The organism is Streptomyces sp. NPDC008313 (genome assembly GCF_042956125.1).
In the GTDB taxonomy this organism is placed as follows: Bacteria; Actinomycetota; Actinomycetes; order Streptomycetales; family Streptomycetaceae; genus Streptomyces.
In genome coordinates, this window is record NZ_JBIBFR010000002.1 from 128575 (window position 1) to 150149 (window position 21575).

Genomic DNA, 21575 nt, shown 5'->3' on the forward strand with positions numbered 1-21575 from the left:
GTACGACGAATTCAAGAGTCTGTGACGTATAAGTCTGACTTTTTGTTCGGAGCGCTGTCCTCGTACGCTGACCTCATGACCACACGGGGCCGGGGGCTGCACGGACATGTACTGGACACCCTCGGGCCCGCCATCACCGCGGGGGAGTATCCACCCGGGAGCGTGCTGCGCACGGACGAACTGGCGCAGCGTTTCGAGGTGTCGCGCTCCGTCATGCGCGAGGCCGTCCGCGTCCTGGAGTCCATGCACCTGGTGGAGTCCCGCCGCCGCGTCGGCGTGACCGTCCGCCCCAAGGCCGAATGGAACGTCTACGACCCGCAGGTCATCCGCTGGCGGCTGGCCGGCGCCGACCGCCCGCACCAGCTGCGCTCGCTCACCGTGCTGCGCTCCGCCCTGGAACCCGTCGCCGCGGGCCTGGCCGCACGGCACGCCACGGCCGCCCAGTGCGCCGAGCTGACGGAGTGCGCCCTGGGCATGGTCGCCACCTCACGCGGCCAGCAGCTGGAGGGGTACCTGGTCCACGACATCGCCTTCCACCGGGTGATCCTCAACGCCTCGGGCAACGAGATGTTCGCCCGCCTCGGTGACGTCGTCGCCGAGGTCCTCGCCGGACGCACCCATCACGAGGTCATGTTCGAGGACCCCGACCCGGCCGCCGTCACCCTGCACGTCGGGGTCGCCGAGGCGGTCCGCGAGGGCGACGCCGTCCGCGCCGAGGAACTCACCCGCGAGATCACCGTCGGCGCCCTCCAGGAACTGGACATCCTGGCGCCCTGAGGCGCGGGACCCGGCTGGTGGCCGCCCGCCCCGCGGGGCGGGTCACTCCAGGAAGTCCCCGTCGACGTACACCCAGGCGCCGTCGGCCCTCTCGAACCGGCTCCGCTCGTGCAGCGAGCCGCCGCGGTACGAGGCCCGGAACGTCACGGTCCCGGTGGCATGGAAGGCGGAGCCGTCGGTGGCGTCCACGATCTCCAGCCCGGTCCACCGCGTCCCGCCGTCGAACTCCACGCGCGCGGGCCGCTTCGCCGGATGCCAGGTCCGCAGCAGATACGCCTCGTCCCGCTTCACGAAGGCGCTGTACCGGGACCGCATGAGGGCCTGGGCCGTCGGAGCCGCGGCCTCGCCCCGGTGGAAGCGGCCGCAGCACTCGGCATAGGTCTTCGGCAGGCCGCAGGGACAGGAGGGCGAGGTCATGCCGCCATTGTGCCGTCTCCGGCCGCGCGAGCCACCGCCCGCTCCCGTACCCCCACGACGACGAACGAGGGCCGCGATCATGTGATCGCGGCCCTCGTTCGACTGAAGTGTCCGAGGGGGGACTTGAACCCCCACGCCCGATAAAGGGCACTAGCACCTCAAGCTAGCGCGTCTGCCATTCCGCCACCCGGACAAGGTGTCTGCCGCGCGGTCTCCCGCGGCGACAGAGAAAACATTACCAGGCTTTCGAGCACCCCTGATCACCCCCTTTGCCGTGTGGACGGCGTGTGACGGGCCGGGTCCGGCCTTGGGGCGCGACCGGGTCGGAGGCAGGATGAGGGGGACCGTCGGCAGCGACAGTGGGAGGAAGCAGCGTGAGCGAGTCGAACACGGCAGGGAGCCCGGTCTCGGGCGAGGACGAGGTCGTGGACCTCTGCCGCGAGCTGATCCGGATCGACACCAGCAACTACGGGGACCACTCGGGGCCGGGCGAGCGCAAGGCCGCCGAGTACGTGGCCGAGAAGCTCGCCGAGGTCGGCCTCGAACCCCGCATCTTCGAGTCGCACCAGGGGCGCGCCTCCACGGTGGCCCGCATCGAGGGCGAGGACCCCTCGCGGCCCGCGCTGCTCATCCACGGCCACACCGACGTCGTACCGGCGAACGCGGCGGACTGGACGCACCACCCGTTCTCCGGGGAGATCGCGGACGGCTGCGTGTGGGGCCGCGGCGCGGTCGACATGAAGGACATGGACGCGATGACCCTCGCGGTCGTACGCGAGCGGATGCGCACCGGCCGCAAGCCCCCGCGGGACATCGTCCTCGCCTTCCTCGCGGACGAGGAGGCGGGCGGTACGTGGGGCGCGCGGCACCTGGTCGACAGGCACCCGGAGCTCTTCGAGGGCGTCACGGAGGCGATCGGCGAGGTCGGCGGCTTCTCCTTCACGGTCAACGAGAAGCTGCGGCTCTATCTCGTCGAGACCGCCCAGAAGGGCATGCACTGGATGAAGCTGACCGTGGACGGCACCGCCGGGCACGGTTCGATGATCCACCGGGACAACGCCATCACCGAGCTGTCCGAGGCCGTGGGCCGGCTCGGCCGGCACACCTTCCCGGTCCGGGTGACCAAGACGCTGCGGCACTTCCTCGACGAACTCGGCGACGCGCTCGGCACCGAACTGGACCCCGAGAACATGGACGAGACGCTCGCCAGGCTCGGCGGCATCGCCAAGCTGATCGGCGCCTCGCTCCAGAACACCGCGAACCCGACCCAGCTGGGCGCGGGCTACAAGGTGAACGTGATCCCGGGGCAGGCCACCGCGCACGTCGACGGCCGCTATCTGCCGGGGTACGAGGAGGAGTTCCTCGCGGACCTGGACCGCGTCCTCGGCCCGCGGGTGAGGCGCGAGGACGTGCACGCGGACAAGGCGCTGGAGACCACCTTCGACGGAGCCCTCGTCGACGCCATGCAGACCGCGCTGTCCGCCGAGGACCCGATCGCCCGGGCCGTGCCGTACATGCTCTCCGCCGGTACCGACGCCAAGTCCTTCGACGACCTCGGCATCCGCTGCTTCGGCTTCGCGCCGCTGAAGCTGCCGCCGGAGCTGGACTTCGCGGGCATGTTCCACGGCGTCGACGAGCGGGTCCCGGTCGACGCGCTGAAGTTCGGCGTCCGGGTGCTCGACCGGTTCATCGAGGCGTCGTGAGCCGGAGGCGGCTCCCGGCATTCGCCAGCGTGTACGGAGTTGACTGAGAAGAGTGAATCCGACCATAAGCTCGTAGCTCCATTACTCCCTCCTCGTTACAGATCATGCGGTCCGAGGCTTGGACCGCTCTTGCCAACTAGGAGGAATAATGATCAAGAAGGTTGCCGCCATCGCGGCCGCCACCGGTGGCCTGGTTCTCGCGGGTGCGGGTCTGGCCGCCGCCGACTCGGGCGCCCAGGGTGCCGCCGTGCACTCCCCGGGTGTCCTCTCCGGCAACGTGGTCCAGGTCCCCGTTCACGTCCCCGTGAACGTCTGCGGCAACACCGTTTCCGTGATCGGGCTGCTGAACCCGGCCTTCGGCAACACCTGCGTCAACGACTGACGTCGTTCCTCACCCCATGAGGTTCTGAGTCCGTCGGCTCCGGAGCGCACGCGCTGCGCTCCGGAGCCGACCGGCCTTTCCGCGCGCACGTCGTCCCGTGCGCGCCTCCCACGCAGTCCACGACAAGGGCTAAGGCAGGAAATCAGCTATGCGACAGGTCACCCGCAAGGGCCTGATGACCGTGGCGGCCGCGACCGGCGTACTCGCCGCCACAGGTGGCTACGCACACGCCGACTCGGGTGCGTACGGCTCCGCTTCGGACTCTCCCGGCGTGCTGTCGGGCAACACCGTCCAGGCACCGGTTCACGTCCCGGTCAACGTCTGCGGCAACACCGTGAACGTCATCGGACTGCTCAACCCGGCGGTGGGCAACACCTGCGTCAACCGGGGCGGCCACGGCGGTGCGCACGGCGGCGGTTCGCACGGGGACTCCCACGGCGGCGGCTCGCACGCCGGCGGTCACACCAGCGGCTCCCCGGGCGTCGGCTCCGGCAACCACGTGCAGGTCCCGGTCGACGTGCCCGTCAACGTGTGCGGCAACAGCGTGAACGTGGTGGGGCTCGGCAACCCGGCGGCGGGCAACAAGTGCGCCAACGACTCGGGCGGCGGCCACACCACGCCTCCGGGCGGTGGCCACGAGACGCCTCCCGGCGGCGGTCACGAGACGCCTCCCGGTGGTGGCCACGAGACGCCCCCGGGCGGCGGTCACGAGACGCCCCCGGGCGGCGGTCACGAGACGCCCCCCGGTGGTGGTCACGAGACGCCTCCCGGCGGCTCCTCGCACGGCAACACCCCGGGGACGCGGACCGTCACCCACCCCGAGGGCACTGACCAGCTCGCCCACACCGGCAGCGACATGCCGCTCGGCCTGCTGCTGCCGGCCGGCGCGGGCGCGCTGCTCGGCGGCGCCGTGCTCTACCGCAAGGCGCGCGCTGCGGCGTGACCGCCCGGCGCGCGCCCGCGGGCCCGGCGGACGGGCCCGCGGCGGCGACGCCCGTGCCATGAGCACGTGTGCCGGAGGAAACGGAGTGGGCCCCGCCGCGGCGGGGCCCACTCCGTTCCGTTCTCTCGCTCACCAGGTGGCGCGCACCTGGCGGATGATCCGTCGGCGCAGCCGCACCCTGCGACTCCCGTCCGGGTGCAGGCTGAGGCGGTCCAACTCCCAGTGTCCGTACTCCGCGTGGTCCGTCAGCAGGCGTGTCGTCTCCTTGCGGGACACCCCGCGCGGCACGTACACGTCGACAAATTCGTATTCCGGCATCGCATCTATTGTGCGGGCAGAGGCCCGGTACGGATAGCGTCTGCACTATGTCTGATGCTGCGCAGCCCACCGCTGCCGAGGTACGTGCCGCCGCCGAGGCGGTCAAGACCGCGCTCGACCGCCACCTGGCCGCGGTCGAGCGCAGGACGGGGGACGACGACCCGGCCGTCTACGAGGCGTTCAACGAGCTGGCCGCCGCCGCCGAGGAGTACGACGAACTGCTCTACGACCGCTACGACGAGGTCACGCCCTTCGAGATCCCCGGCGCCGAGGACACGCTGCCCCGGTACGAGGGCCCCGAGGAGCCGAACGCGCTGAGCGTGCTGATCCGCCGGGACTACGCGGTGGTGGAGCCGCAGCGGCTGCTGGCGCAGGCCGAGCGCGTGGAGGCCGTCGAGGAGGAGGGGGCCACCGCCACGGCGGGCTTCGACGCGGCGTCCGGCACGGTCCACGGGGCGCTCGGCGTCCTGTTCGGCGAGTTCGAACCGGACGAGATCGCCTCGCGGCACAAGGAGTTCGGCCTGGAGGAGGGCGACTCGACCCTCTGGGTCACGGCAGCGGACGAACCCGCGGAGCCCGGCGACTGGCTCGAAGCGCCCTTCGACGAGGTCGACGCGCAGCGGGTCGTCTGCCGCTTCGACGTGAGCTCCGTCTTCGACGACGAGCTGGACGACGAGCTGGAGGACGACCTCGCCCCGGACACCGAGCTGGTGGGCGGCGGCCTGGCCGACGCGGACGACGTGGCGGACGACGAGGACCGCTGAGCATCTCGCACACGGCGGCGGGGGTGGCGATCACCGGGTCACGGTGATCACCACCCCCGCCGCCGTACGGCCGGCCGGCGCGGCGGGTCAGCCAGCGGCCGAGGGGACCTGCGTCCTGAGCAGCACCGGCAGGCGGGTGGTGCGCGGCTTCTGCGGAACCTCCGCGACCGCCCGCGGCAGCGCCTGGTCGACGCCGTGGACGACCGACAGATGGCGCTCCGCCCGGCCGAAGGCCGTGTACACCCAGGGCCTGGTCAGCGCCTGAGCCGCATCACCGGGGAGCACCACGACGACGGCGGGCGAGCGCAGGCCGGCCGCCTGGTGCGCGGTCAGCGCCCAGCCGTGCCGCACGGACTGCTCGACCCGCTCCCTCGGTACGACGACGGCGGTGCCCGCGCACTCCAGGCGCAGCCCCTCCGCGTCGGCGCCCACCACGTGCCCCAGGGCCGTACGCCCCGGCGCGGGGGAGTAGGCGATCCGGTCACCCGGGTCGAAACCGCCGAACCGGCCGGGGCCCGGGTTGAGCCGCTCCTTGAGCGCGGCGTTCAGCGCGCGGGTGCCGGCCGCGCCGCCGTGACCCGGCGTGATCACCTGCGTCTGCGCGTCCGGGACGCCGATCGCCCGCGGCACCGAGTCGGCGACGAGCTGCACGGTGCGGTGGACGGCCTCGGCGGCGTCCCTGACCGGCACGATCACGACCTCCTTGCCGGGCGCCTCGATCTGGTTGAGCTCGCCGATGCCGATCCCGGAGACCAGCTCGCCCACGGGCCCGGGGTCCGGGGTGCGGGATGCCACCTGGGGGCAGACCCGCGCGGCGACGAGGTCCGCGAAGACCCGGCCGGGCCCCGCCGACCAGAGCACCCCCGGGTCACCGCTGAGCACCAGGCGGGCACCGTCCGGCAGCGACTCGGCCAGCGCGGCGGCGCTCTCCACGTCCAGCTGCGGTGCGTCGAGCACCACCAGCAGGTCGAGGCGGAGGGCGCCGTCCGCGTCCCGGCCGGGGCCCTCGACGCCGGAGAGCAGCCCGGCCACGGTCGTCACCGCCTCGGCGGCCTCGGCCGGCGGCGCGGGCAGCAGTCCGGTGAAACGCCGGCGGCCGTCCGGGGTGTGCGTGGCCGCGTACGCCCGCAGCCCGAGCGTGCGCGCCGCCGCGACGAGCGCGGCCGCCTCCGCGCGGGAGGCCTCGCCGCCGGTGTGCAGGACCAGACCGTGGCCGGCGGCGGCGCGGATCAGCTCGGCCGCGGAACCGGTCGCCCGCCCGGCCGCCCCGCTCCAGTCCGTGGCGTCCTCCCTGGGCAGCGAGTTGACGATCCGGGCCAGGCCGTCCGCGAGGCTCTCCTCCGCGAGGGCGTACCGCTCCAGGCCGATGAGGACGCGGACCGGCCGCTCCTCGCCCTCCTCGCCTCCGTCGCCGGACTCCCGCGCGGGGCCCGTCGTCTCCAGGGCGTCCTGGAAGGCGAACGCCTCTCCCTCGGCCAGGGCGCTCTGCACGGCCGCGTCCGGGTCGGGTACCGCGTACCTCCCGAGCGCGGCGGTGAGCGCCGGGGCCTCCAGCGCGGTGTGCCCGGCGACGGCCGCCTGCTCCAGCAGCCAGCCGGTGACGGCGCGGCCGCGCCGCTCGTCGTCCGGGCCGCACTCCGCGCCGAGCAGGGCCCGCGCGAACGTGTCGGCCTGCTCGGGGCGCACCCCGGGGACGCGCAGCAGCAGCCAGGGGTCGGAGCGCAGCGCGTCCGCCGCGCCGTCGCCCAGGGCGGTCACGGCCGGGAGGGCGAGGGAGCCGGGCGCGCCGCCCTCGGTCAGCACGGCGCGGACGGCGTCGGCGCTCGCCGCGGAGGGCGCGGCCGCCGCGGGCGCCTGCCGCGCGGGCTCGCGCGGCGCGGCGGGGGCGGGTGCCTGCCGCCGGGGGGCGGGGTCGGGCCCGGGGAAGGGGCCGGACACCGGCTTCTCGCCGCTCTCCACGGCCCGTACGGCCGCGAGCAGATCGGCGGCGGTGCCGCTGAGCTTGGTACCGGCGGCGATGGGCCCCGCCTTCTCGGCCTTGCGCCGGGCGATCCGCTCCTGAAGCTCCCGCTGAGCCGCCAGTTCGGCCTCCGCCTCGGACATCTCCCCCGCGGCGCCGGGCTCACCGACCCCCTCTGCGTCGGCCGTGCCCCCCTCCGCGTCAGCCGCGTGAGCCTCCCCGCCGGCGGTGTCCGCCTCCGCCTTCGCGTCCGCCTCCCCGTCGGCCGTGTCCGTGTCAGGCGCGTCCGCCTCCCCGTCGGCCTCGACGCCCTCGCCTTCGGAGGCCGCGCCCGCCCCGGCCCCCGGCGTGCCCTCGTCCCGGTCCCCGGCGTCCCCGGCGGCCTCCGCGGCCCCGGGCTCCGGGCCGGTGCCCGGGGTCCCCGGCTCGGGCTGCTCCGTGCTGGCGGGGTCCGTGCTCACAGCGTGCTCCAGTCGTGATCGGGATAGCGGTGCACCGGCGCCGACACGTCGTCGAGGGCCCGGCAGATCTCGTCAGGAAGACTAAGGGTCTCCACTGACAACGCCGCCGTGAGCTGGTGCGCGTTGCGCGCGCCGACGATGGGCGCGGCCACCCCGGGCCGGTCCCGGACCCAGGCGAGCGCCACCTGCAGCGGCGTCGCGGCGAGTCCGTCCGCGGCGGTCGCCAGCGCGTCCACGACACTGTTCGCCGCGTCGTCGAGGTACGGCGCGACGAACGCGGCGAGATGCTCCGACCCGCCCCGCGAGTCGGCGGGCGTCCCCTTGCGGTACTTGCCCGTCAGCACGCCCCGCCCCAGCGGCGAGGAGGGCAGCAGCCCGACGCCCAGGTCCAGCGCGGCCGGCAGCACCTCCCGCTCCACGCCCCGCTGCAGCAGGGAGTACTCCATCTGCGTGCTGGCGAGCCGGGTCCGTGTCCCGGGCGCCGCGAGCTGCCAGGTCGCCGCCTTCGTCAGCTGCCAGCCGCAGAAGTTGGACACGCCGACGTACCGGGCGCGGCCGCTGCTCACGGCCAGGTCGAGTGCCTGGAGCGTCTCCTCCAGCGGCGTGCACGGGTCGAAGGCGTGGATCTGCCACAGGTCCACGTAGTCCGTGCCGAGCCGCTGGAGCGAGGCGTCGAGCGCGGCCAGCAGATGGCCCCGCGAGCCGTCGAAGCGCCGGTCGGGGTCCGGGACGCTGCCGGCCTTCGTCGACACCACCAGGTCGCGGCGGGGGACGAGCCCCTCCATGAGCCGGCCCAGCAGATACTCGGCCTCCCCGTCCCCGTACACGTCCGCGGTGTCGACGAGGGTCCCGCCCGCCTCCCAGAACACCTTCAACAGGTCCGCGGCGTCGTGCTCGTCGGTGTCACGGCCCCAGGTGAGGGTGCCGAGTCCGATCCGGGACACACGCAGGCCGGTACGGCCGAGATGCCTCTGCTCCATGGACGCCGAGATTACTGTCCGGACGCCGGCGCGTGGTGCCCTGTGGACAACGGAAATCACGCGAGCGGCGAACCCGTTCCCGCCCCGCCGCGGGCCCGCACGCTAGGGTCTCGGGCACAAGGTACGTTACCGATCGGTAAGGGGAATCGGCCATGCAGCTCGGGATCAACCTCGGCTACTGGGGTGCCGGAATGGACGCGGACAATCTCGCCGTCGCCCGGGAGGCCGACCGTCTCGGCTACGCGGTCTGCTGGGCCGCCGAGGCCTACGGCTCCGACGCGGCGACCGTGCTCAGCTGGGTCGCGGCCCAGACCGAGCGCATCGACGTGGGATCGGCCATCTTCCAGATCCCCGCCCGCCAGCCCGCGATGACCGCGATGACCGCCGCCACCCTCGACTCGCTGTCCGGCGGCCGCTTCCGCCTCGGCCTCGGCGTCTCGGGCCCCCAGGTCTCCGAGGGCTGGTACGGCGTCAGGTTCGACAAGCCGCTGGCCCGCACCCGCGAGTACGTGGAGATCGTCCGCAGGGCGATGACCCGCGAGCGCCTCTCCTACGAGGGCGAGCACTGGACGCTGCCGCTGCCCGGCGGCCCCGGCAAGCCGCTCAAGCTGACCGTGCACCCCGAGCGCGAGCACATCCCGCTGTACATCGCCGCGATCGGCCCGAAGAACCTGGAGCAGACCGGCGAGATCGCCGACGGCGCCCTGCTGATCTTCCCCTCGGCCGAGCACCTGGAGGACACGGCCATCGCCCCGCTGCGCGCGGGCCGCGAGAAGGCCGGGCTCACGATGGAGGGCTTCGACGTCTGCCCGACGCTGCCGCTCGCGCTGGGCGAGGACAAGGACGTGCCCGCGCTGGCCGACATGTTCCGCCCGTACACCGCGCTGTACGTCGGCGGCATGGGCAGTCGCAAGCAGAACTTCTACAACCGGCTCGCGCAGCGCATGGGGTACGAGAAGGAGGCCGCCGAGATCCAGGACAAGTACCTCGCCGGCGACAAGGAGGGCGCCGCCGCCGCGATCCCGCACGCGCTCATCGACCAGACCACGCTGCTCGGCTCCGTCGACCGCATCGCCGACCGGATGAAGGCGTACGCGGCGGCCGGCGTCACCACGCTCACGCTCGCTCCCGCGGGATTCACCCTGGACGACCGGCTGGCCTCGCTCCGGGCCGGCACCGAGGCCCTGGAGCGCGCCGGCCTCGGGTGACCCCACCGGGGCGGCCGTGGGCGGGGCTGGCGGACGCCGTGCGGGCCCGGCCGTAAGGCCGGGCACCGCCGCGCAGGTGGCGCGGAGAGGTTTCCGCGGCCGCGGTGGGGGCTCGGGGGTCTCCCCGCCACGGCCGTTCCCGGGAGAACGCTCCGGCACCCCGGCCGGTCACGCGCCGAACCCGCCGGCACCGCGAACTCGCCCGCCCCGCGAGCCCGGCGGCGCCGGGGACGGCCCCGCGCGTCCTTCGTTCGGCTCAACGGGCCGCCGCTTCGGTTGCCGACGCACCACCGTGCCCGTTGACTCGGAGTCCTGCGAAGTCCGTGGGGGCGACCTCCGGGAAGGCGGCGGCGATGCTCTCGGCCAAGGGGCTGTTCCAGGAGATCCTCGACAACGACGAGTCGTTCCGGCTCTTCTGCTCCATCGCCGCCGGCGGCGAGTCCCAGGGCGGCTGGGAGAACGGGCGGATCGCCGCCCTCGTCCCGCCCGGCCGGCGGGAACTCGCGCCCAGGATCAGCCGGCACGGCGCGGACGAGGACAAGCACGGACGGATCTTCCGCGCCCTGCTGCGCAGACGCGGCCTCGCGCCCGTCGACGTACCGCCCGAGACCGACTACACGATGCTCCTGGAGCAGCGCGGCATCGGCCTCTCCCACGACAGGCTGCGCGGCCGTGAACCCCTGACCGAGCGGGACCTCATCACCTACCTCGCCCACAGCCGGGTCACCGAACAGCGCGCCTCGGAGCAGATGGGGATGCTGCGCGGGCACTTCGCCGACCACCCGGACATCGGCCGCGCGGTGCGGATGATCGCCGACGACGAGGACAACCACCTCGCCTACTGCCACGAGGAACTGCTGCGCCTCGCCTACGAGGGGCACGGCCGGGTCGTCCAGCGGACGCTGCGGGCCTGCGCGCGCGCCGAGATCCGCGTCTACCGGGACGTCAGCCTGGCCGTGACGGACCACATGGGCCGCGCCCTGCACTGGTCCCGCCCCAAGGCGGCGGTGCTCGCCGCGGGCATCCGGGCCGTGTACGCGTACGAGCGGCTGTGGGGCTGGCGGCGCATGGTGACGCTCCGGATGCCCGAACGGCGCGACGCGCTCGGCGGACCGGCGACGCAGGCGCCCGAGTTCGCGTAGACCCGGCCGACGGGTCGCACGGCCGCCCGCACCGCTCGACGGGCGTCACAGCCGTCCCCTCACAGCCACTCCCGCCGCTTGAAGAGCCGGTACAGGCCGACCTCCAGCACCGCCATCACCCCGATGACCGCGGGATACGACCAGACCCAGCGCAGTTCCGGCATGTGCTCGAAGTTCATCCCGTAGATCCCCGCGAGCATGGTGGGGATCGCGGCCATGGCGGCCCACGCCGAGATCTTGCGCATGTCGTCGTTCTGCCGGACGCCCGTCTGCGCGAGATGCGCGGAGAGGATGTCGGAGACGAGCCGGTCGAGACCCTCCACCGACTCGTTCACGCGCGTGACGTGGTCGCTGACGTCGCGGAAGAAGGGCTGCGCGTCGTCGTTCACGAAGGGCACCCCCGTGCTGTAGCCGCCCGAGCCGGAGAGGCGGCCGAGCGGGACGGCCAGTGGCCCCGTCGCCCTGCGGAACTCCAGGACCTGCCGCTTGAACGTGTAGATGCGGGAGGCGGTGTTGCGCGAACCGCCGATGTTCGGCGAGAACACCTCGGCCTCCAGCTCCTCCAGGTCCGTCTGGAGTTCGGCCGCCACGTCCAGGTAGTGGTCGACGGTCGCGTCCGCGATCGAGTACAGCACCGACGTCGGACCGTGGCTGAGCGTCTGCGGGTCCTTCTCCAGACGGTCCCGCACCGTGTCCAGCGGCGAGCTGTCGCCGTGCCGGACGGTCACGACGAACGAGTCGCCGATGAAGACCATGATCTCGCCGGTGGACACGGAGTCGCTGTCCTGCTCGTACACGACCGGCTTGATGACCATGAACAGCGAGTCGTCGTACACCTCCAGCTTGGGCCGCTGATGCGCCTTCAGGGCGTCCTCGACCGCCAGGGGGTGCAGGCCGAACTCCTCGGTGACGTGTTCGAACTCCTCCGGCGTCGGCTCGTGCAGCCCGATCCAGACGAAGTCGTCCCTGCGGGCCCGGGCCCGGTCGAGAGCCTCGGAGAGGTCGTCCGGGCCCTCCGTCCGGCGCCCGTCGTGGTAGATGGCACAGTCGACGATCACGAAGCGCATTCTCCCGTCGCTCGATGCGGGGCGCACCGCCACGGCACCCCCGGTTCCGCTCTGGACCTACGCTGGAGCGCATGCCCACGTTGATCCTCGTCCGGCACGGACGTTCCACCGCCAACACCGCGGGACTGCTCGCCGGGCGGACCCCCGGTGTCGCCCTCGACGAGCGCGGCGCCGCGCAGGCAGCGGCGCTGCCCGGGCGGCTCGCCGCCCTGCCGGTCGCCGAGGTGGTCACCAGCCCCCTGCAGCGCTGCCTGGAGACCGTACAGCCGCTGCTCGACGCCCGCCCCGGCCTGCGGCCGCACACCGACGAGCGCATCGGCGAGTGCGACTACGGGGACTGGTCCGGCCGCAAGCTCGCCGAACTCAAGGACGAACCGCTGATGGAGGTCGTCCAGGCGCACCCCACCGCGGCCGCGTTCCCCGGCGGCGAGTCGATGCGGACCATGCAGACCCGCGCCGCCGAGGCCGTACGCGAGTGGAACGCGCGCGTGGAGCGCGATCACGGCGGTGACGCCGTCTACCTGATGTGCTCGCACGGCGACATCATCAAGTCCCTCGTCGCGGACGCACTCGGACTTCATCTCGACCTCTTCCAGCGGATCTCTGTGGAACCGTGTTCCATCACCGCGATCCGTTACACCCGTCTGCGGCCGTTTCTCGTCCGGCTCGGGGACACCGGCGACTTCGACTCGCTGGCCCCGCGCGAGGAGGGGCCGGGCGGGGACGCACCGGTCGGGGGCGGTGCGGGCGCACCGTGATCGTCGGCCGCAGTAGGGTGAAGCGGTCCAGGGTCTGTCCGGCGGATCAAGTCCCCACTCACCGGCGTTGATCATGCGGACAGATCCTGAGCAGCACAGCAGTTGTCAGCAACCGATGGGAACCCCCGCGGGCCGACCCGGCCGGCCGGTTCCGACGCCGATTCCAATGGAGACAGGACGTGTCGCGTCAGGTGTTCCTCTTTGACCCGCCGGACCGCTTCGTGGCCGGTACGGTCGGGCTGCCCGGGCGCCGTACCTTCTTCCTGCAGGCCACCTCGGGGCCCAGGGTGACGAGTGTGGCCCTGGAGAAGACGCAGGTGGCCGCGCTCGCCGAGCGGATGGACGAACTCCTCGACGAGGTCGTCCGGCGTACCGGCGGCAGCGCCCCCGTCCCCGCGATGGTCCCCGCCGAGGTCACCGACACGGGACCGCTGGACACCCCCGTCGAGGAGGAGTTCCGGGTCGGCACCATGGCGCTGGCCTGGGACGGCGACGAGCAGCGCATGATCGTCGAGGCGCAGGCACTGGTGGAGCTCGACGCGGAGTCCGACGAGGACCTCGCCGAGGCCGAGGAAAGGCTTCTGCAGGACGAGGAGAGCGGGCCGCCGATGCTGCGGGTGCGGCTCACCGGCGCGCAGGCCCGCGCCTTCGCCAAGCGTGCCCTGGACGTCGTCAACGCGGGGCGTCCGCCCTGCCCGCTGTGCAGCCTCCCGCTCGACCCGGAAGGACACGTATGCCCGCGCCAGAACGGATACCGCCGCGGAGCGTGACCACCGCCGAGCTGCTCGCCGAGGGCGAGCTGACCGTTCGCGGGCAGATCCGTGAGGCGTCCAACGCGGTGCTCTACTGCTCCGTCTCCCACGAGGGCCGGGAGGCGTTCTGCGTCTACAAGCCGGTCGCCGGCGAGCGCCCCCTGTGGGACTTCCCCGACGGGACCCTCGCCGAGCGCGAGGTCGCCGCGTACGAGGTGTCGGAGGCGACGGGCTGGGGCCTGGTGCCGCCCACCGTGCTGCGCGAGGGGCCGTACGGCCGGGGCATGTGCCAGCTGTGGATCGAGGGCGAGGCGGGCGACGGGCTGCTCTCCCTGGTGGACGCCGAGGAGCCCGGGGAGGGCTGGCGGGCCGTCGGCCTCGCCGACGTGGGTCAGGGACGTACGGCCCTGCTCGTGCACGCCGACGACGAGCGGCTGCGCAGGCTCGCCGTCCTCGATGCCGTGATCAACAACGCCGACCGCAAGGGCGGTCACCTGCTGCCCGCCGCCGGGGGCAGGCTGTACGGCATCGACCACGGGGTCACCTTCAACGCCGAGAACAAGCTGCGCACGCTCCTGTGGGGCTGGGCGGGGGAGCGGCTCACCCCGGAGGCGGTCGGGGCCCTGGAGCGCCTCCGGGGCTCTCTGGCCGAGGGCGGCCCGCTCGCCGCCCGGCTGTCCGAGCTGATCACCGCCGCCGAGGTCGACGCCACGCGCGCGCGTGTGGACGCCCTGCTGGCCTCCGGCCGTCACCCCGAGCCGGGCGGCGAGTGGCCCGCCATTCCGTGGCCGCCCGTGTAGCGGGCGGGTGAGCGTGCCGTGTGCCGGAGGAGCGGAACACGATGCACACGGGGAGGGAAGGCACAAGAGCGCCTTCCCGGCCATCCGGCCCGGTCCGGTTCGTGTACGGAACACCAGTCCGGTTACGCTCATGGAATGCATGCCTGGCCCGCTTCTGAGGTCCCCGCCCTGCCCGGTCAGGGCCGCGACCTCCGGATCCACGACACCGCGACCGGGGGCCCTGTGACCCTCGACCCCGGTCCCGTCGCCCGTATCTACGTCTGCGGCATCACGCCGTACGACGCGACCCACATCGGTCACGCGGCGACCTACAACGCGTTCGACCTCGTTCAGCGCGTATGGCTGGACACCAAGCGGCAGGTTCACTACATCCAGAACGTGACCGACGTCGACGATCCGCTGCTGGAGCGCGCCCAGCGGGACGGCGTCGACTGGGTCGGGCTCGCCGAGAAGGAGACCGCCCTCTTCCGCGAGGACATGACCGCCCTGCGCATCCTGCCCCCGGCCCACTACATCGGCGCGGTCGAGGCGATACCCGGGATCGTCCCGCTCGTCGAGCGGCTGCGCGACGCCGGAGCCGCGTACGAACTCGGGGGCGACCTCTACTTCTCCGTCGAGTCCGACCCGCACTTCGGCAAGGTGTCCCGCCTGGACGCCGAGGCCATGCGGCTGCTGTCGGCCGAGCGCGGCGGCGACCCGGACCGTCCGGGCAAGAAGAACCCCCTCGACCCGATGCTCTGGATGGCCGCCCGCGAGGGCGAGCCGAGCTGGGACGGCGGCACGCTGGGCCGCGGCCGGCCCGGCTGGCACATCGAGTGCGTCGCCATAGCCCTCGATCACCTCGGCATGGGCTTCGACGTCCAGGGCGGCGGGTCCGACCTCGCCTTCCCGCACCACGAGATGGGCGCCTCGCACGCCCAGGTGCTGACCGGCGAGTTCCCCATGGCCAAGGCGTACGTCCACGCCGGCATGGTGGCCCTGGACGGCGAGAAGATGTCGAAGTCCAAGGGCAACCTGGTCTTCGTCTCGAAGCTGCGCCACGACGGCGTCGACCCGGCGGCCATCCGCCTCGCCCTGCTCGCCCACCACTACCGGGCCGACTGGGAGTGGACCGACTCCGTCCTCGAAGCGGCGGTCGCGCGGCTGGCGACCTGGCGCTCGGCGGTGTCGCGGCCCGACGGCCCCACGGCCGACGCGCTCGTCGAGGAGATCCGCGACGCCCTCGCCGACGACCTGGACGCGCCCGCCGCGCTCGCCGCCGTCGACCGCTGGGCCGCCCGGCAGCACACCGAGGGCGGTACGGACGCGTCCGCCCCCGGCGTCGTCTCACGGTCCGTGGACGCCCTGCTGGGCGTGGCCCTGTAACGCGGTCCCACCGGACAGGGCCCGAGGGGCGGTGCGCTCGACGCGCACCGCCCCTCGGGCCCTTCCGTTCAGTGGACCCGGCTCAGTCCCCGTCGCCTTCCGAGTCCCCGGGAGCCGTGCCGTCGCCCTCGGAGCCCTCGCCCGCGCCCTCCGGGCCGGTCTCGGGACGCTCCGGACGCGGGGAGCGCGTGCGCCCGCCCGGGGTGTCCCTGAGGTACGGCGCGGCGTCGCCGCTCTCCGTCGCGTGGCCGCCGGGCGGGGCCGGCGGGCCGCCGCCGTCGCGGCGCCGCAGATAGCGCTCGAACTCCCGGGCGATCGCCTCGCCCGACGCCTCCGGCAGCTCCGCGGTGTCCCGGGCCTCCTCCAGCGTCTGCACGTACTCGGCGACCTCGCTGTCCTCGGCCGCCAGCTGGTCCACGCCCAGCTGCCAGGCCCGTGCGTCCTCGGGCAGCTCGCCCAGCGGGATGCGCAGGCCGATCAGGTCCTCCAGACGGTTCAGGAGGGCCAGCGTCGCCTTCGGGTTCGGCGGCTGCGAGACGTAGTGCGGAACGGCCGCCCACAGGGACACGGCCGGGACGCCCGCGTGCGTGCACGCCTCCTGGAGAATGCCGACGATCCCCGTGGGGCCCTCGTACTTGGTCTCCTCCAGGTCCATGGTGCGCGCCAGGTCCGGATCGGACGTGACGCCGCTGACCGGCACCGGACGGGTGTGCGGGGTGTCGCCGAGCAGCGCGCCCAGGACCACCACCAGTTCCACGCCCAGCTCGTGCGCGAAGCCCAGGATCTCGTTGCAGAACGAACGCCAGCGCATCGACGGCTCGATACCGCGCACCAGCACCAGGTCGCGCGGCTTGTCGCCGCCCACCCGGACCACCGACAGCCGTGTCGTGGGCCAGGTGACCTTGCGCACCCCGTTGTCCAGCCAGACCGTGGGGCGGTTGACCTGGAAGTCGTAGTAGTCCTCGGCGTCGAGCGCCGCGAACACCTCGCCCTTCCACTCCCGCTCCAGATGCGCGACCGCGGTGGAAGCGGCGTCGCCGGCGTCGTTCCAGCCCTCGAACGCGGCCACCATGACCGGGTCGACCAGCTCGGGAACCCCCTCGAGCTCGATCACCCAGCGCCTCCTTCCGACGTGCCCTCACGTACGCCCCAACCTTACGGCCCGCACGGGGCGGTGCCGCAGCCCCCTCGCACGGGGCGGTGAACGCATCACTGCCCCGCCAACTGCCCCTGGACACCCGCGAACGCGATCCGGAAGGCCGGCGTCACGGGTACCGGCCAGACGCCGAGGGGCGGCCTCCCCCGTGGAGCCGCCCCTCGCCGCGCCCGCCCGCCCGCCGGACCTGACCTACTCGCCGTCCAGCAGGCCCCGCACCTTCCCGCGCACCTCGTCCGTGGCCAGACCGCGGATCGTCAGCGTCGTCCGGCGGCGCAGCACGTCGTCCACCGTCTCGGCCCACTCGTTGTCGCGCGCGTAGACGACCTGCGCCCAGATCTCCGGGGCGTCGGGGTGGACCCGCTCGGCGAGTTCGGGGCTCTCCTCCGCCAGCCGGGCGATGTCGAAGGCCAGCGATCCGTAGTGGGTGGCCAGGTGCCTGGCGGTGTCCGCGGCCATCCGCGGGCCGGGCGCCGGGCCGTCCACGAGCAGCCGGTGGGCGACCGCGCGCGGGTTGGCGACACCCGGCAGCGGCAGCTTCCGCGGCAGCGCGGAGACCGGCTCGAAGTCGTCGCCCAGCGGGTGCCCGGGAAGCTCCTGGAGCTTCCTCATGACCGTGCGGCCGATGTGCCGGAACGTGGTCCACTTGCCGCCCGCGACGGACAGCATGCCGCCGCGGCCCTCGGTGACGACCGTCTCCCGCTTGGCCTTCGACGTGTCGCCGGGACCGCCCGGCAGCACCCGCAGACCGGCGAAGGAGTAGGTGATCAGGTCACGGGACAGCTGCTGGTCACGGATGGAGAATGCGGCCTCGTCGAGTATCTGGGCGATGTCCTTCTCGGTCACCGCGACGTCCGCCGGGTCGCCCTCGAACTCCTCGTCGGTCGTGCCGAGCAGCAGCATGTCCTCCCAGGGCAGGGCGAACGTGATGCGGTACTTGTCGATCGGCGTCGCCAGCGCCGCCTTCCACGGCGAGGTGCGCCTGAGGACCAGGTGCGCCCCCTTCGACAGCCGGATCGACGGGGCCGCGTTCGCGTCCTCCATCCGGCGCAGGTGGTCGACCCAGGGGCCGGTCGCGTTCAGCACGAGGCGGGCGTCCACGCCGAACTCGTCGCCCGTCGTACGGTCCTTGAGCTCGGCGCCGGTCACCCGCCCCCGGGTGAAGCGCAGCCCGGTGACCTCGGCGTGGTTGAGGACGACGGCGCCCGAGTCGACGGCCGCGCGGACCGTCATCAGGGCCATCCGGGAGTCGTTCATCTGGTCGTCGCCGTACACGGCCACGGCCTTCAGGTTGTCGGTGCGCAGCTCGGGCACGTCCTGCCGCGCCTTGGCCGGCGAGAGCAGGTGCCCGACGCCGTCGCCGAAGGCGGACAGCGCCGAGTACGCGAACACACCGGCACCGAGCTTCGCGGCGCCGTGCGGGCCGCCCTTGTACACGGGGAGGTAGAAGGTCAGCGGGTTCGCCAGGTGGGGGGCCACCTGGCGGGAGACCGCACGGCGCTCGAAGTGGTTCTCCGCGACCAGCTTCACCGCGCCGGTCTGCAGGTAGCGCAGACCGCCGTGGAGCAGCTTGGAGGAGGCGGAGGAGGTGGCGCCGGCGAAGTCGCCGGCGTCCACCAGGGCCACCCGCAGGCCCGACTGCGCGGCATGCCAGGCGGTGGAGATGCCCAGGATCCCGCCACCGATCACCAGAAGGTCGTACGTCGCCTTGGACAGCCGCTCCCGGGTCTCGGCGCGGCTCACCGTCCTCGGGCCGAACGCGGCGGAGCCGGCCGGGTGCGTCCCGAGAGCCGGGACACTCTGCAGGGTGGTCATTGCGTCTTACTCCTCGTCCTCGATCCAGCCCATGGTCCGCTCGACGGCCTTGAGCCAGCTCTTGTACTCGCGGTCGCGGGTGTCCGCGGCCATGTTCGGGGTCCACTCGGCGGCCCGGCGCCAGTTGGCGCGCAGGTCGTCCGTGCTGGACCAGAAGCCGACGGCGAGGCCGGCGGCGTAGGCGGCGCCGAGGCAGGTGGTCTCGGCGACCATCGGACGCACCACGGGGGCGTCCAGGAAGTCGGCGAGGGTCTGCATCAGCAGGTTGTTGGAGGTCATGCCGCCGTCGACCTTGAGGGCCGTGAGCTCGACGCCGGAGTCCTTCGTCATGGCGTCGGTGATCTCACGGGTCTGCCAGGCCGTGGCCTCCAGGACGGCGCGCGCGATGTGCGCCTTGGTGACGTACCGGGTGAGTCCGGCGATCACACCGCGGGCGTCGGAGCGCCAGTACGGGGCGAAGAGGCCGGAGAAGGCCGGTACGAAGTAGGCGCCGCCGTTGTCCTCGACCGACGACGCGAGCGTCTCGATCTCGGCGGCGGACTTGATGATGCCCATCTGGTCGCGCATCCACTGCACCAGCGAACCGGTGACGGCGATCGAGCCCTCGAGGGCGTAGACCGGCTTCTGGTCGCCGATGCGGTAGCCGACGGTGGTCAGCAGGCCGTTGTAGGAGTTGACCGGCTTGTCACCGGTGTTCATCAGCAGGAAGGTGCCGGTGCCGTAGGTCGACTTGGCCTCGCCCTCGGCGAAGCAGGTCTGGCCGAACAGGGCGGCCTGCTGGTCGCCGAGCGCGGACGCGACGGGGATGCCGCCGAGGAGGTCGCCGAGGCGGCCGCCGGTGACCTCGCCGTAGACCTCGGCGGAGGAGCGGATCTCGGGGAGCATCCGGGTCGGCACGCCGATGGACTCGGCGATCTTCTCGTCCCACTCCAGGGTGTGCAGGTTCATCAGGAGCGTGCGGGAGGCGTTGGTGACGTCGGTGACGTGCTTGCCGCCGTCGACGCCGCCCGTCAGGTTCCAGATGACCCAGCTGTCCATCGTGCCGAAGAGGATGTCGCCGGCCTCGGCGCGCTCGCGCAGACCCTCGACGTTGTCGAGCAGCCAGCGGGCCTTGGGGCCCGCGAAGTACGAGGCGAGGGGGAGACCGGTCTCGCGGCGGAAGCGGTCCTGGCCGACGTTGCGGCCGAGCTCCTTGCAGAGGGCGTCGGTGCGGGTGTCCTGCCAGACGAGGGCGTTGTGGACGGGCTCACCGGTGTTCTTGTCCCACAGCAGCGTCGTCTCGCGCTGGTTGGTGATGCCGATGGCCTTGATGTCGTCGCGGGTGATGCCGGCCTTCCCGATGGCCCCGGCGACGACCTCCTGGACGTTGGTCCAGATCTCCGCGGCGTCGTGCTCGACCCAGCCCGGCTTGGGGAAGATCTGCTCGTGCTCCTTCTGGTCGACGGCGACGATGCGTCCGTCGCGGTCGAAGACGATGCAGCGGCTGGACGTGGTGCCCTGGTCGATGGCCGCGATGAACGGGCCGGCGGTGTGTGCGTCGGTCACAGTGTGCTCCTGAAGTCCGTATGGTCCGTGTGGGTGGGGCCGTCCTGCGACGGGACGGCCCGCGGCTTCGGATGTCCCGGGGATCCGGAGCCCGGCGGGTGCTCCGGATCCACGGGTATCTAGGCGAAGGCGACGTTGTATATGCCCGCCGCGACGGCGCCGCCGATGATCGGGCCGACCACCGGGATCCAGGCGTAGCCCCAGTCCGAGCCGCCCTTGTTGGGCAGCGGCAGCAGGGCGTGCACGATGCGCGGACCGAGGTCGCGGGCCGGGTTGATCGCGTAGCCGGTCGGGCCGCCCAGCGAGAGGCCGATGCTGACGACGACCAGCGCGGTGATCAGGGCGCCCAGCGTGCCCAGGCCGTTGCCGTTGTCGTTCAGGCCCTGGGTGAGGACCGCGAGCACCAGCACGAAGGTGCCGATGATCTCCGTGGCGAGGTTCTGCACCGCGTGCCGGATCTCCGGGCCGGTGGAGAAGACACCGAGCACGGGGCCGGCCTGCGCCTCCTGCGCCTCGACCGCCTTGAGGTCCTGGGCGCCGGGGCCGCCGACGACCTCACGGTCGGTGAGGTGCGCGAGGAACTGGCCGTAGTAGGCGACCCACACCAATGCCGCGCCGATCATGGCGCCCAGCAGCTGTCCCGCCCAGTAGGTGGGGACGTCGCTCCAGTCGCCGTCCTTGATCGCGATGCCGACCGTCACGGCCGGGTTCAGGTGGGCACCCGAGAGGGGCGCCGAGATGTAGACCGCGGTGAGGACCGCGAAGCCCCACCCGAAGGTGATGGCGAGCCAGCCGGCGTTGCGTGCCTTGGAGGCCTTCAGCGTCACGGCGGCGCACACGCCGCCGCCGAGCAGGATGAGTACGGCGGTACCTATGGTCTCGCCGATGAAGATGTCGGAGCTGGACACCCGCGACTCCTTTGTCCTTCGTCCAGGGGAAGCCGAACCCCGGGTCCCTCCGGTGGTTCGCGCCCTCGGGGTGAGGGCAGTCTCGGCCCGTGACGTCGTCACACTCTAACGCGTATTACCGGTAGGTGTTCGACAATGTCGACCGATGGACGGGAGTCTTGCCTGGGGTCACCGGCTCGTCAAGGGTTCTGTTATCGAAAGCACGATCGTTATTGATCGCCCCGTGCTATCGATCTTGGGCACCGTCGCGGCGCACTCCCGCGCCCGCCTCGAACCGCACGTCACAGCAGGGAAGAGGCGTCCGCGGCGTCCGGCTCGGAAGGCCGTCCGAGGGGGCCGGCCGGGCCGTGGACC

20 protein-coding genes and 1 tRNA gene are annotated in these 21575 nt (G+C 72.9%); 11 read left to right on the forward strand and 10 right to left on the reverse strand.

Annotated features, from left to right (window positions below; genetic code table 11):
- Window positions 1-75 precede the first annotated feature (75 nt).
- Entirely contained in the window at window positions 76-777 is a 702-nt protein-coding gene (locus ACFY93_RS03375) for an FCD domain-containing protein (RefSeq protein ID WP_391353165.1), read from the forward strand.
- A gap of 42 nt (window positions 778-819) precedes the next feature.
- Here the strand turns inward: ACFY93_RS03375 and ACFY93_RS03380 are convergent, their stop codons facing one another.
- Together ACFY93_RS03380 and ACFY93_RS03385 are read right to left on the reverse strand one after the other, a co-directional pair.
- A complete protein-coding gene (locus ACFY93_RS03380; RefSeq protein ID WP_391353167.1) occupies window positions 820-1194 on the reverse strand; it encodes a YchJ family metal-binding protein in 375 nt (124 codons plus the stop codon).
- A 108-nt stretch (window positions 1195-1302) separates the two neighbouring features.
- Window positions 1303-1387 (reverse strand) — tRNA-Leu (locus ACFY93_RS03385).
- A 181-nt stretch (window positions 1388-1568) separates the two neighbouring features.
- On the opposite strand from ACFY93_RS03385, the gene ACFY93_RS03390 reads away from it, so the two are divergent.
- The 3 genes from ACFY93_RS03390 to ACFY93_RS03400 all read left to right on the forward strand — a co-directional run bounded on the left by ACFY93_RS03390 (window position 1569) and on the right by ACFY93_RS03400 (window position 4222).
- Window positions 1569-2897, forward strand: coding sequence for a M20/M25/M40 family metallo-hydrolase (locus ACFY93_RS03390; protein ID WP_391353169.1), 1329 nt, complete (start codon window positions 1569-1571; stop codon window positions 2895-2897).
- Window positions 2898-3045: 148 nt separating this feature from the next.
- On the forward strand, window positions 3046-3279 hold the full coding sequence (gene chpH / locus ACFY93_RS03395) for a chaplin ChpH (RefSeq protein WP_391353171.1): 234 nt from the start codon (window positions 3046-3048) through the stop codon (window positions 3277-3279).
- Between the two features lie 148 nt (window positions 3280-3427).
- Complete coding sequence (locus ACFY93_RS03400) at window positions 3428-4222, forward strand: chaplin family protein (RefSeq protein ID WP_391353173.1); 795 nt, start codon at window positions 3428-3430, stop codon at window positions 4220-4222.
- 129 nt (window positions 4223-4351) lie between these two features.
- On the opposite strand, the gene ACFY93_RS03405 is transcribed toward ACFY93_RS03400, so the two are convergent.
- Window positions 4352-4540 (reverse strand): DUF5703 family protein, encoded by a 189-nt coding sequence (locus ACFY93_RS03405; protein WP_033323315.1) that lies wholly within the window; start codon window positions 4538-4540, stop codon window positions 4352-4354.
- Between the two features lie 47 nt (window positions 4541-4587).
- Here ACFY93_RS03405 and ACFY93_RS03410 point away from each other — a divergent pair, with 47 nt between their 5' ends.
- Window positions 4588-5304, forward strand: coding sequence for a hypothetical protein (locus tag ACFY93_RS03410; RefSeq protein ID WP_391353174.1), 717 nt, complete (start codon window positions 4588-4590; stop codon window positions 5302-5304).
- Between the two features lie 87 nt (window positions 5305-5391).
- Here the strand turns inward: ACFY93_RS03410 and ACFY93_RS03415 are convergent, their stop codons facing one another.
- A complete protein-coding gene (locus ACFY93_RS03415; protein WP_391353175.1) occupies window positions 5392-7725 on the reverse strand; it encodes a helix-hairpin-helix domain-containing protein in 2334 nt (777 codons plus the stop codon).
- On the reverse strand, window positions 7722-8705 hold the full coding sequence (locus tag ACFY93_RS03420) for an aldo/keto reductase (protein ID WP_391353177.1): 984 nt from the start codon (window positions 8703-8705) through the stop codon (window positions 7722-7724). Before ACFY93_RS03420 ends, ACFY93_RS03415 begins: the two co-directional genes overlap by 4 nt.
- Window positions 8706-8857: 152 nt before the next feature.
- Here ACFY93_RS03420 and ACFY93_RS03425 point away from each other — a divergent pair, with 152 nt between their 5' ends.
- Complete coding sequence (locus ACFY93_RS03425) at window positions 8858-9913, forward strand: LLM class F420-dependent oxidoreductase (protein ID WP_391353179.1); 1056 nt, start codon at window positions 8858-8860, stop codon at window positions 9911-9913.
- Between the two features lie 353 nt (window positions 9914-10266).
- Window positions 10267-11055, forward strand: coding sequence for a ferritin-like domain-containing protein (locus ACFY93_RS03430; protein ID WP_391353574.1), 789 nt, complete (start codon window positions 10267-10269; stop codon window positions 11053-11055).
- A 59-nt stretch (window positions 11056-11114) separates the two neighbouring features.
- Here ACFY93_RS03430 and corA read toward each other — a convergent pair whose 3' ends face one another.
- Window positions 11115-12113, reverse strand: coding sequence for a magnesium/cobalt transporter CorA (corA, locus tag ACFY93_RS03435; RefSeq protein ID WP_391353181.1), 999 nt, complete (start codon window positions 12111-12113; stop codon window positions 11115-11117).
- Between the two features lie 80 nt (window positions 12114-12193).
- Between corA and ACFY93_RS03440 the strand changes: the two genes are divergently transcribed.
- The 4 genes from ACFY93_RS03440 (at window position 12194) to mshC (ending at window position 15797) form a co-directional block, all read left to right on the forward strand.
- On the forward strand, window positions 12194-12880 hold the full coding sequence (locus ACFY93_RS03440; RefSeq protein WP_391353182.1) for an MSMEG_4193 family putative phosphomutase: 687 nt from the start codon (window positions 12194-12196) through the stop codon (window positions 12878-12880).
- A 179-nt stretch (window positions 12881-13059) separates the two neighbouring features.
- Entirely contained in the window at window positions 13060-13650 is a 591-nt protein-coding gene (locus ACFY93_RS03445; RefSeq protein WP_391353183.1) for a DUF3090 family protein, read from the forward strand.
- Window positions 13614-14432: an SCO1664 family protein gene (locus tag ACFY93_RS03450; protein ID WP_391353184.1), complete on the forward strand. Its 819-nt coding sequence runs from the start codon at window positions 13614-13616 to the stop codon at window positions 14430-14432. Before ACFY93_RS03445 ends, ACFY93_RS03450 begins: the two co-directional genes overlap by 37 nt.
- Window positions 14433-14567: 135 nt before the next feature.
- Window positions 14568-15797 (forward strand): cysteine--1-D-myo-inosityl 2-amino-2-deoxy-alpha-D-glucopyranoside ligase, encoded by a 1230-nt coding sequence (gene mshC / locus ACFY93_RS03455; RefSeq protein WP_391353186.1) that lies wholly within the window; start codon window positions 14568-14570, stop codon window positions 15795-15797.
- An 82-nt stretch (window positions 15798-15879) separates the two neighbouring features.
- On the opposite strand, the gene ACFY93_RS03460 is transcribed toward mshC, so the two are convergent.
- The 4 genes from ACFY93_RS03460 to ACFY93_RS03475 all read right to left on the reverse strand — a co-directional run bounded on the left by ACFY93_RS03460 (window position 15880) and on the right by ACFY93_RS03475 (window position 21221).
- Window positions 15880-16911 carry a PAC2 family protein gene (locus ACFY93_RS03460; RefSeq protein WP_391353187.1) on the reverse strand — a complete coding sequence of 344 codons (1032 nt, stop codon included), beginning with the start codon at window positions 16909-16911 and terminating at the stop codon, window positions 15880-15882.
- Window positions 16912-17145: 234 nt separating this feature from the next.
- Entirely contained in the window at window positions 17146-18768 is a 1623-nt protein-coding gene (locus tag ACFY93_RS03465) for an FAD-dependent oxidoreductase (protein WP_391353188.1), read from the reverse strand.
- 6 nt (window positions 18769-18774) lie between these two features.
- On the reverse strand, window positions 18775-20313 hold the full coding sequence (gene glpK / locus ACFY93_RS03470) for a glycerol kinase GlpK (RefSeq protein WP_391353189.1): 1539 nt from the start codon (window positions 20311-20313) through the stop codon (window positions 18775-18777).
- A 119-nt stretch (window positions 20314-20432) separates the two neighbouring features.
- Window positions 20433-21221, reverse strand: a complete 789-nt coding sequence (locus tag ACFY93_RS03475; RefSeq protein WP_391353190.1) for an MIP family channel protein — start codon at window positions 21219-21221, stop codon at window positions 20433-20435.
- Window positions 21222-21575: the final 354 nt, after the last annotated feature.

Coding starts and splice junctions, on each gene's coding strand:
- ACFY93_RS03375 (WP_391353165.1), top strand. CDS start 76: ATGACCACACGGGGCCGGGGGCTGCACGGACATGTACTGGACACCCTC.
- ACFY93_RS03380 (WP_391353167.1), bottom strand. CDS start 1,194: ATGACCTCGCCCTCCTGTCCCTGCGGCCTGCCGAAGACCTATGCCGAG.
- chpH (WP_391353171.1), top strand. CDS start 3,046: ATGATCAAGAAGGTTGCCGCCATCGCGGCCGCCACCGGTGGCCTGGTT.
- ACFY93_RS03400 (WP_391353173.1), top strand. CDS start 3,428: ATGCGACAGGTCACCCGCAAGGGCCTGATGACCGTGGCGGCCGCGACC.
- ACFY93_RS03405 (WP_033323315.1), bottom strand. CDS start 4,540: ATGCCGGAATACGAATTTGTCGACGTGTACGTGCCGCGCGGGGTGTCC.
- ACFY93_RS03410 (WP_391353174.1), top strand. CDS start 4,588: ATGTCTGATGCTGCGCAGCCCACCGCTGCCGAGGTACGTGCCGCCGCC.
- ACFY93_RS03420 (WP_391353177.1), bottom strand. CDS start 8,705: ATGGAGCAGAGGCATCTCGGCCGTACCGGCCTGCGTGTGTCCCGGATC.
- ACFY93_RS03425 (WP_391353179.1), top strand. CDS start 8,858: ATGCAGCTCGGGATCAACCTCGGCTACTGGGGTGCCGGAATGGACGCG.
- ACFY93_RS03430 (WP_391353574.1), top strand. CDS start 10,267: ATGCTCTCGGCCAAGGGGCTGTTCCAGGAGATCCTCGACAACGACGAG.
- ACFY93_RS03440 (WP_391353182.1), top strand. CDS start 12,194: ATGCCCACGTTGATCCTCGTCCGGCACGGACGTTCCACCGCCAACACC.
- ACFY93_RS03450 (WP_391353184.1), top strand. CDS start 13,614: ATGCCCGCGCCAGAACGGATACCGCCGCGGAGCGTGACCACCGCCGAG.
- mshC (WP_391353186.1), top strand. CDS start 14,568: ATGCATGCCTGGCCCGCTTCTGAGGTCCCCGCCCTGCCCGGTCAGGGC.
- ACFY93_RS03465 (WP_391353188.1), bottom strand. CDS start 18,768: ATGACCACCCTGCAGAGTGTCCCGGCTCTCGGGACGCACCCGGCCGGC.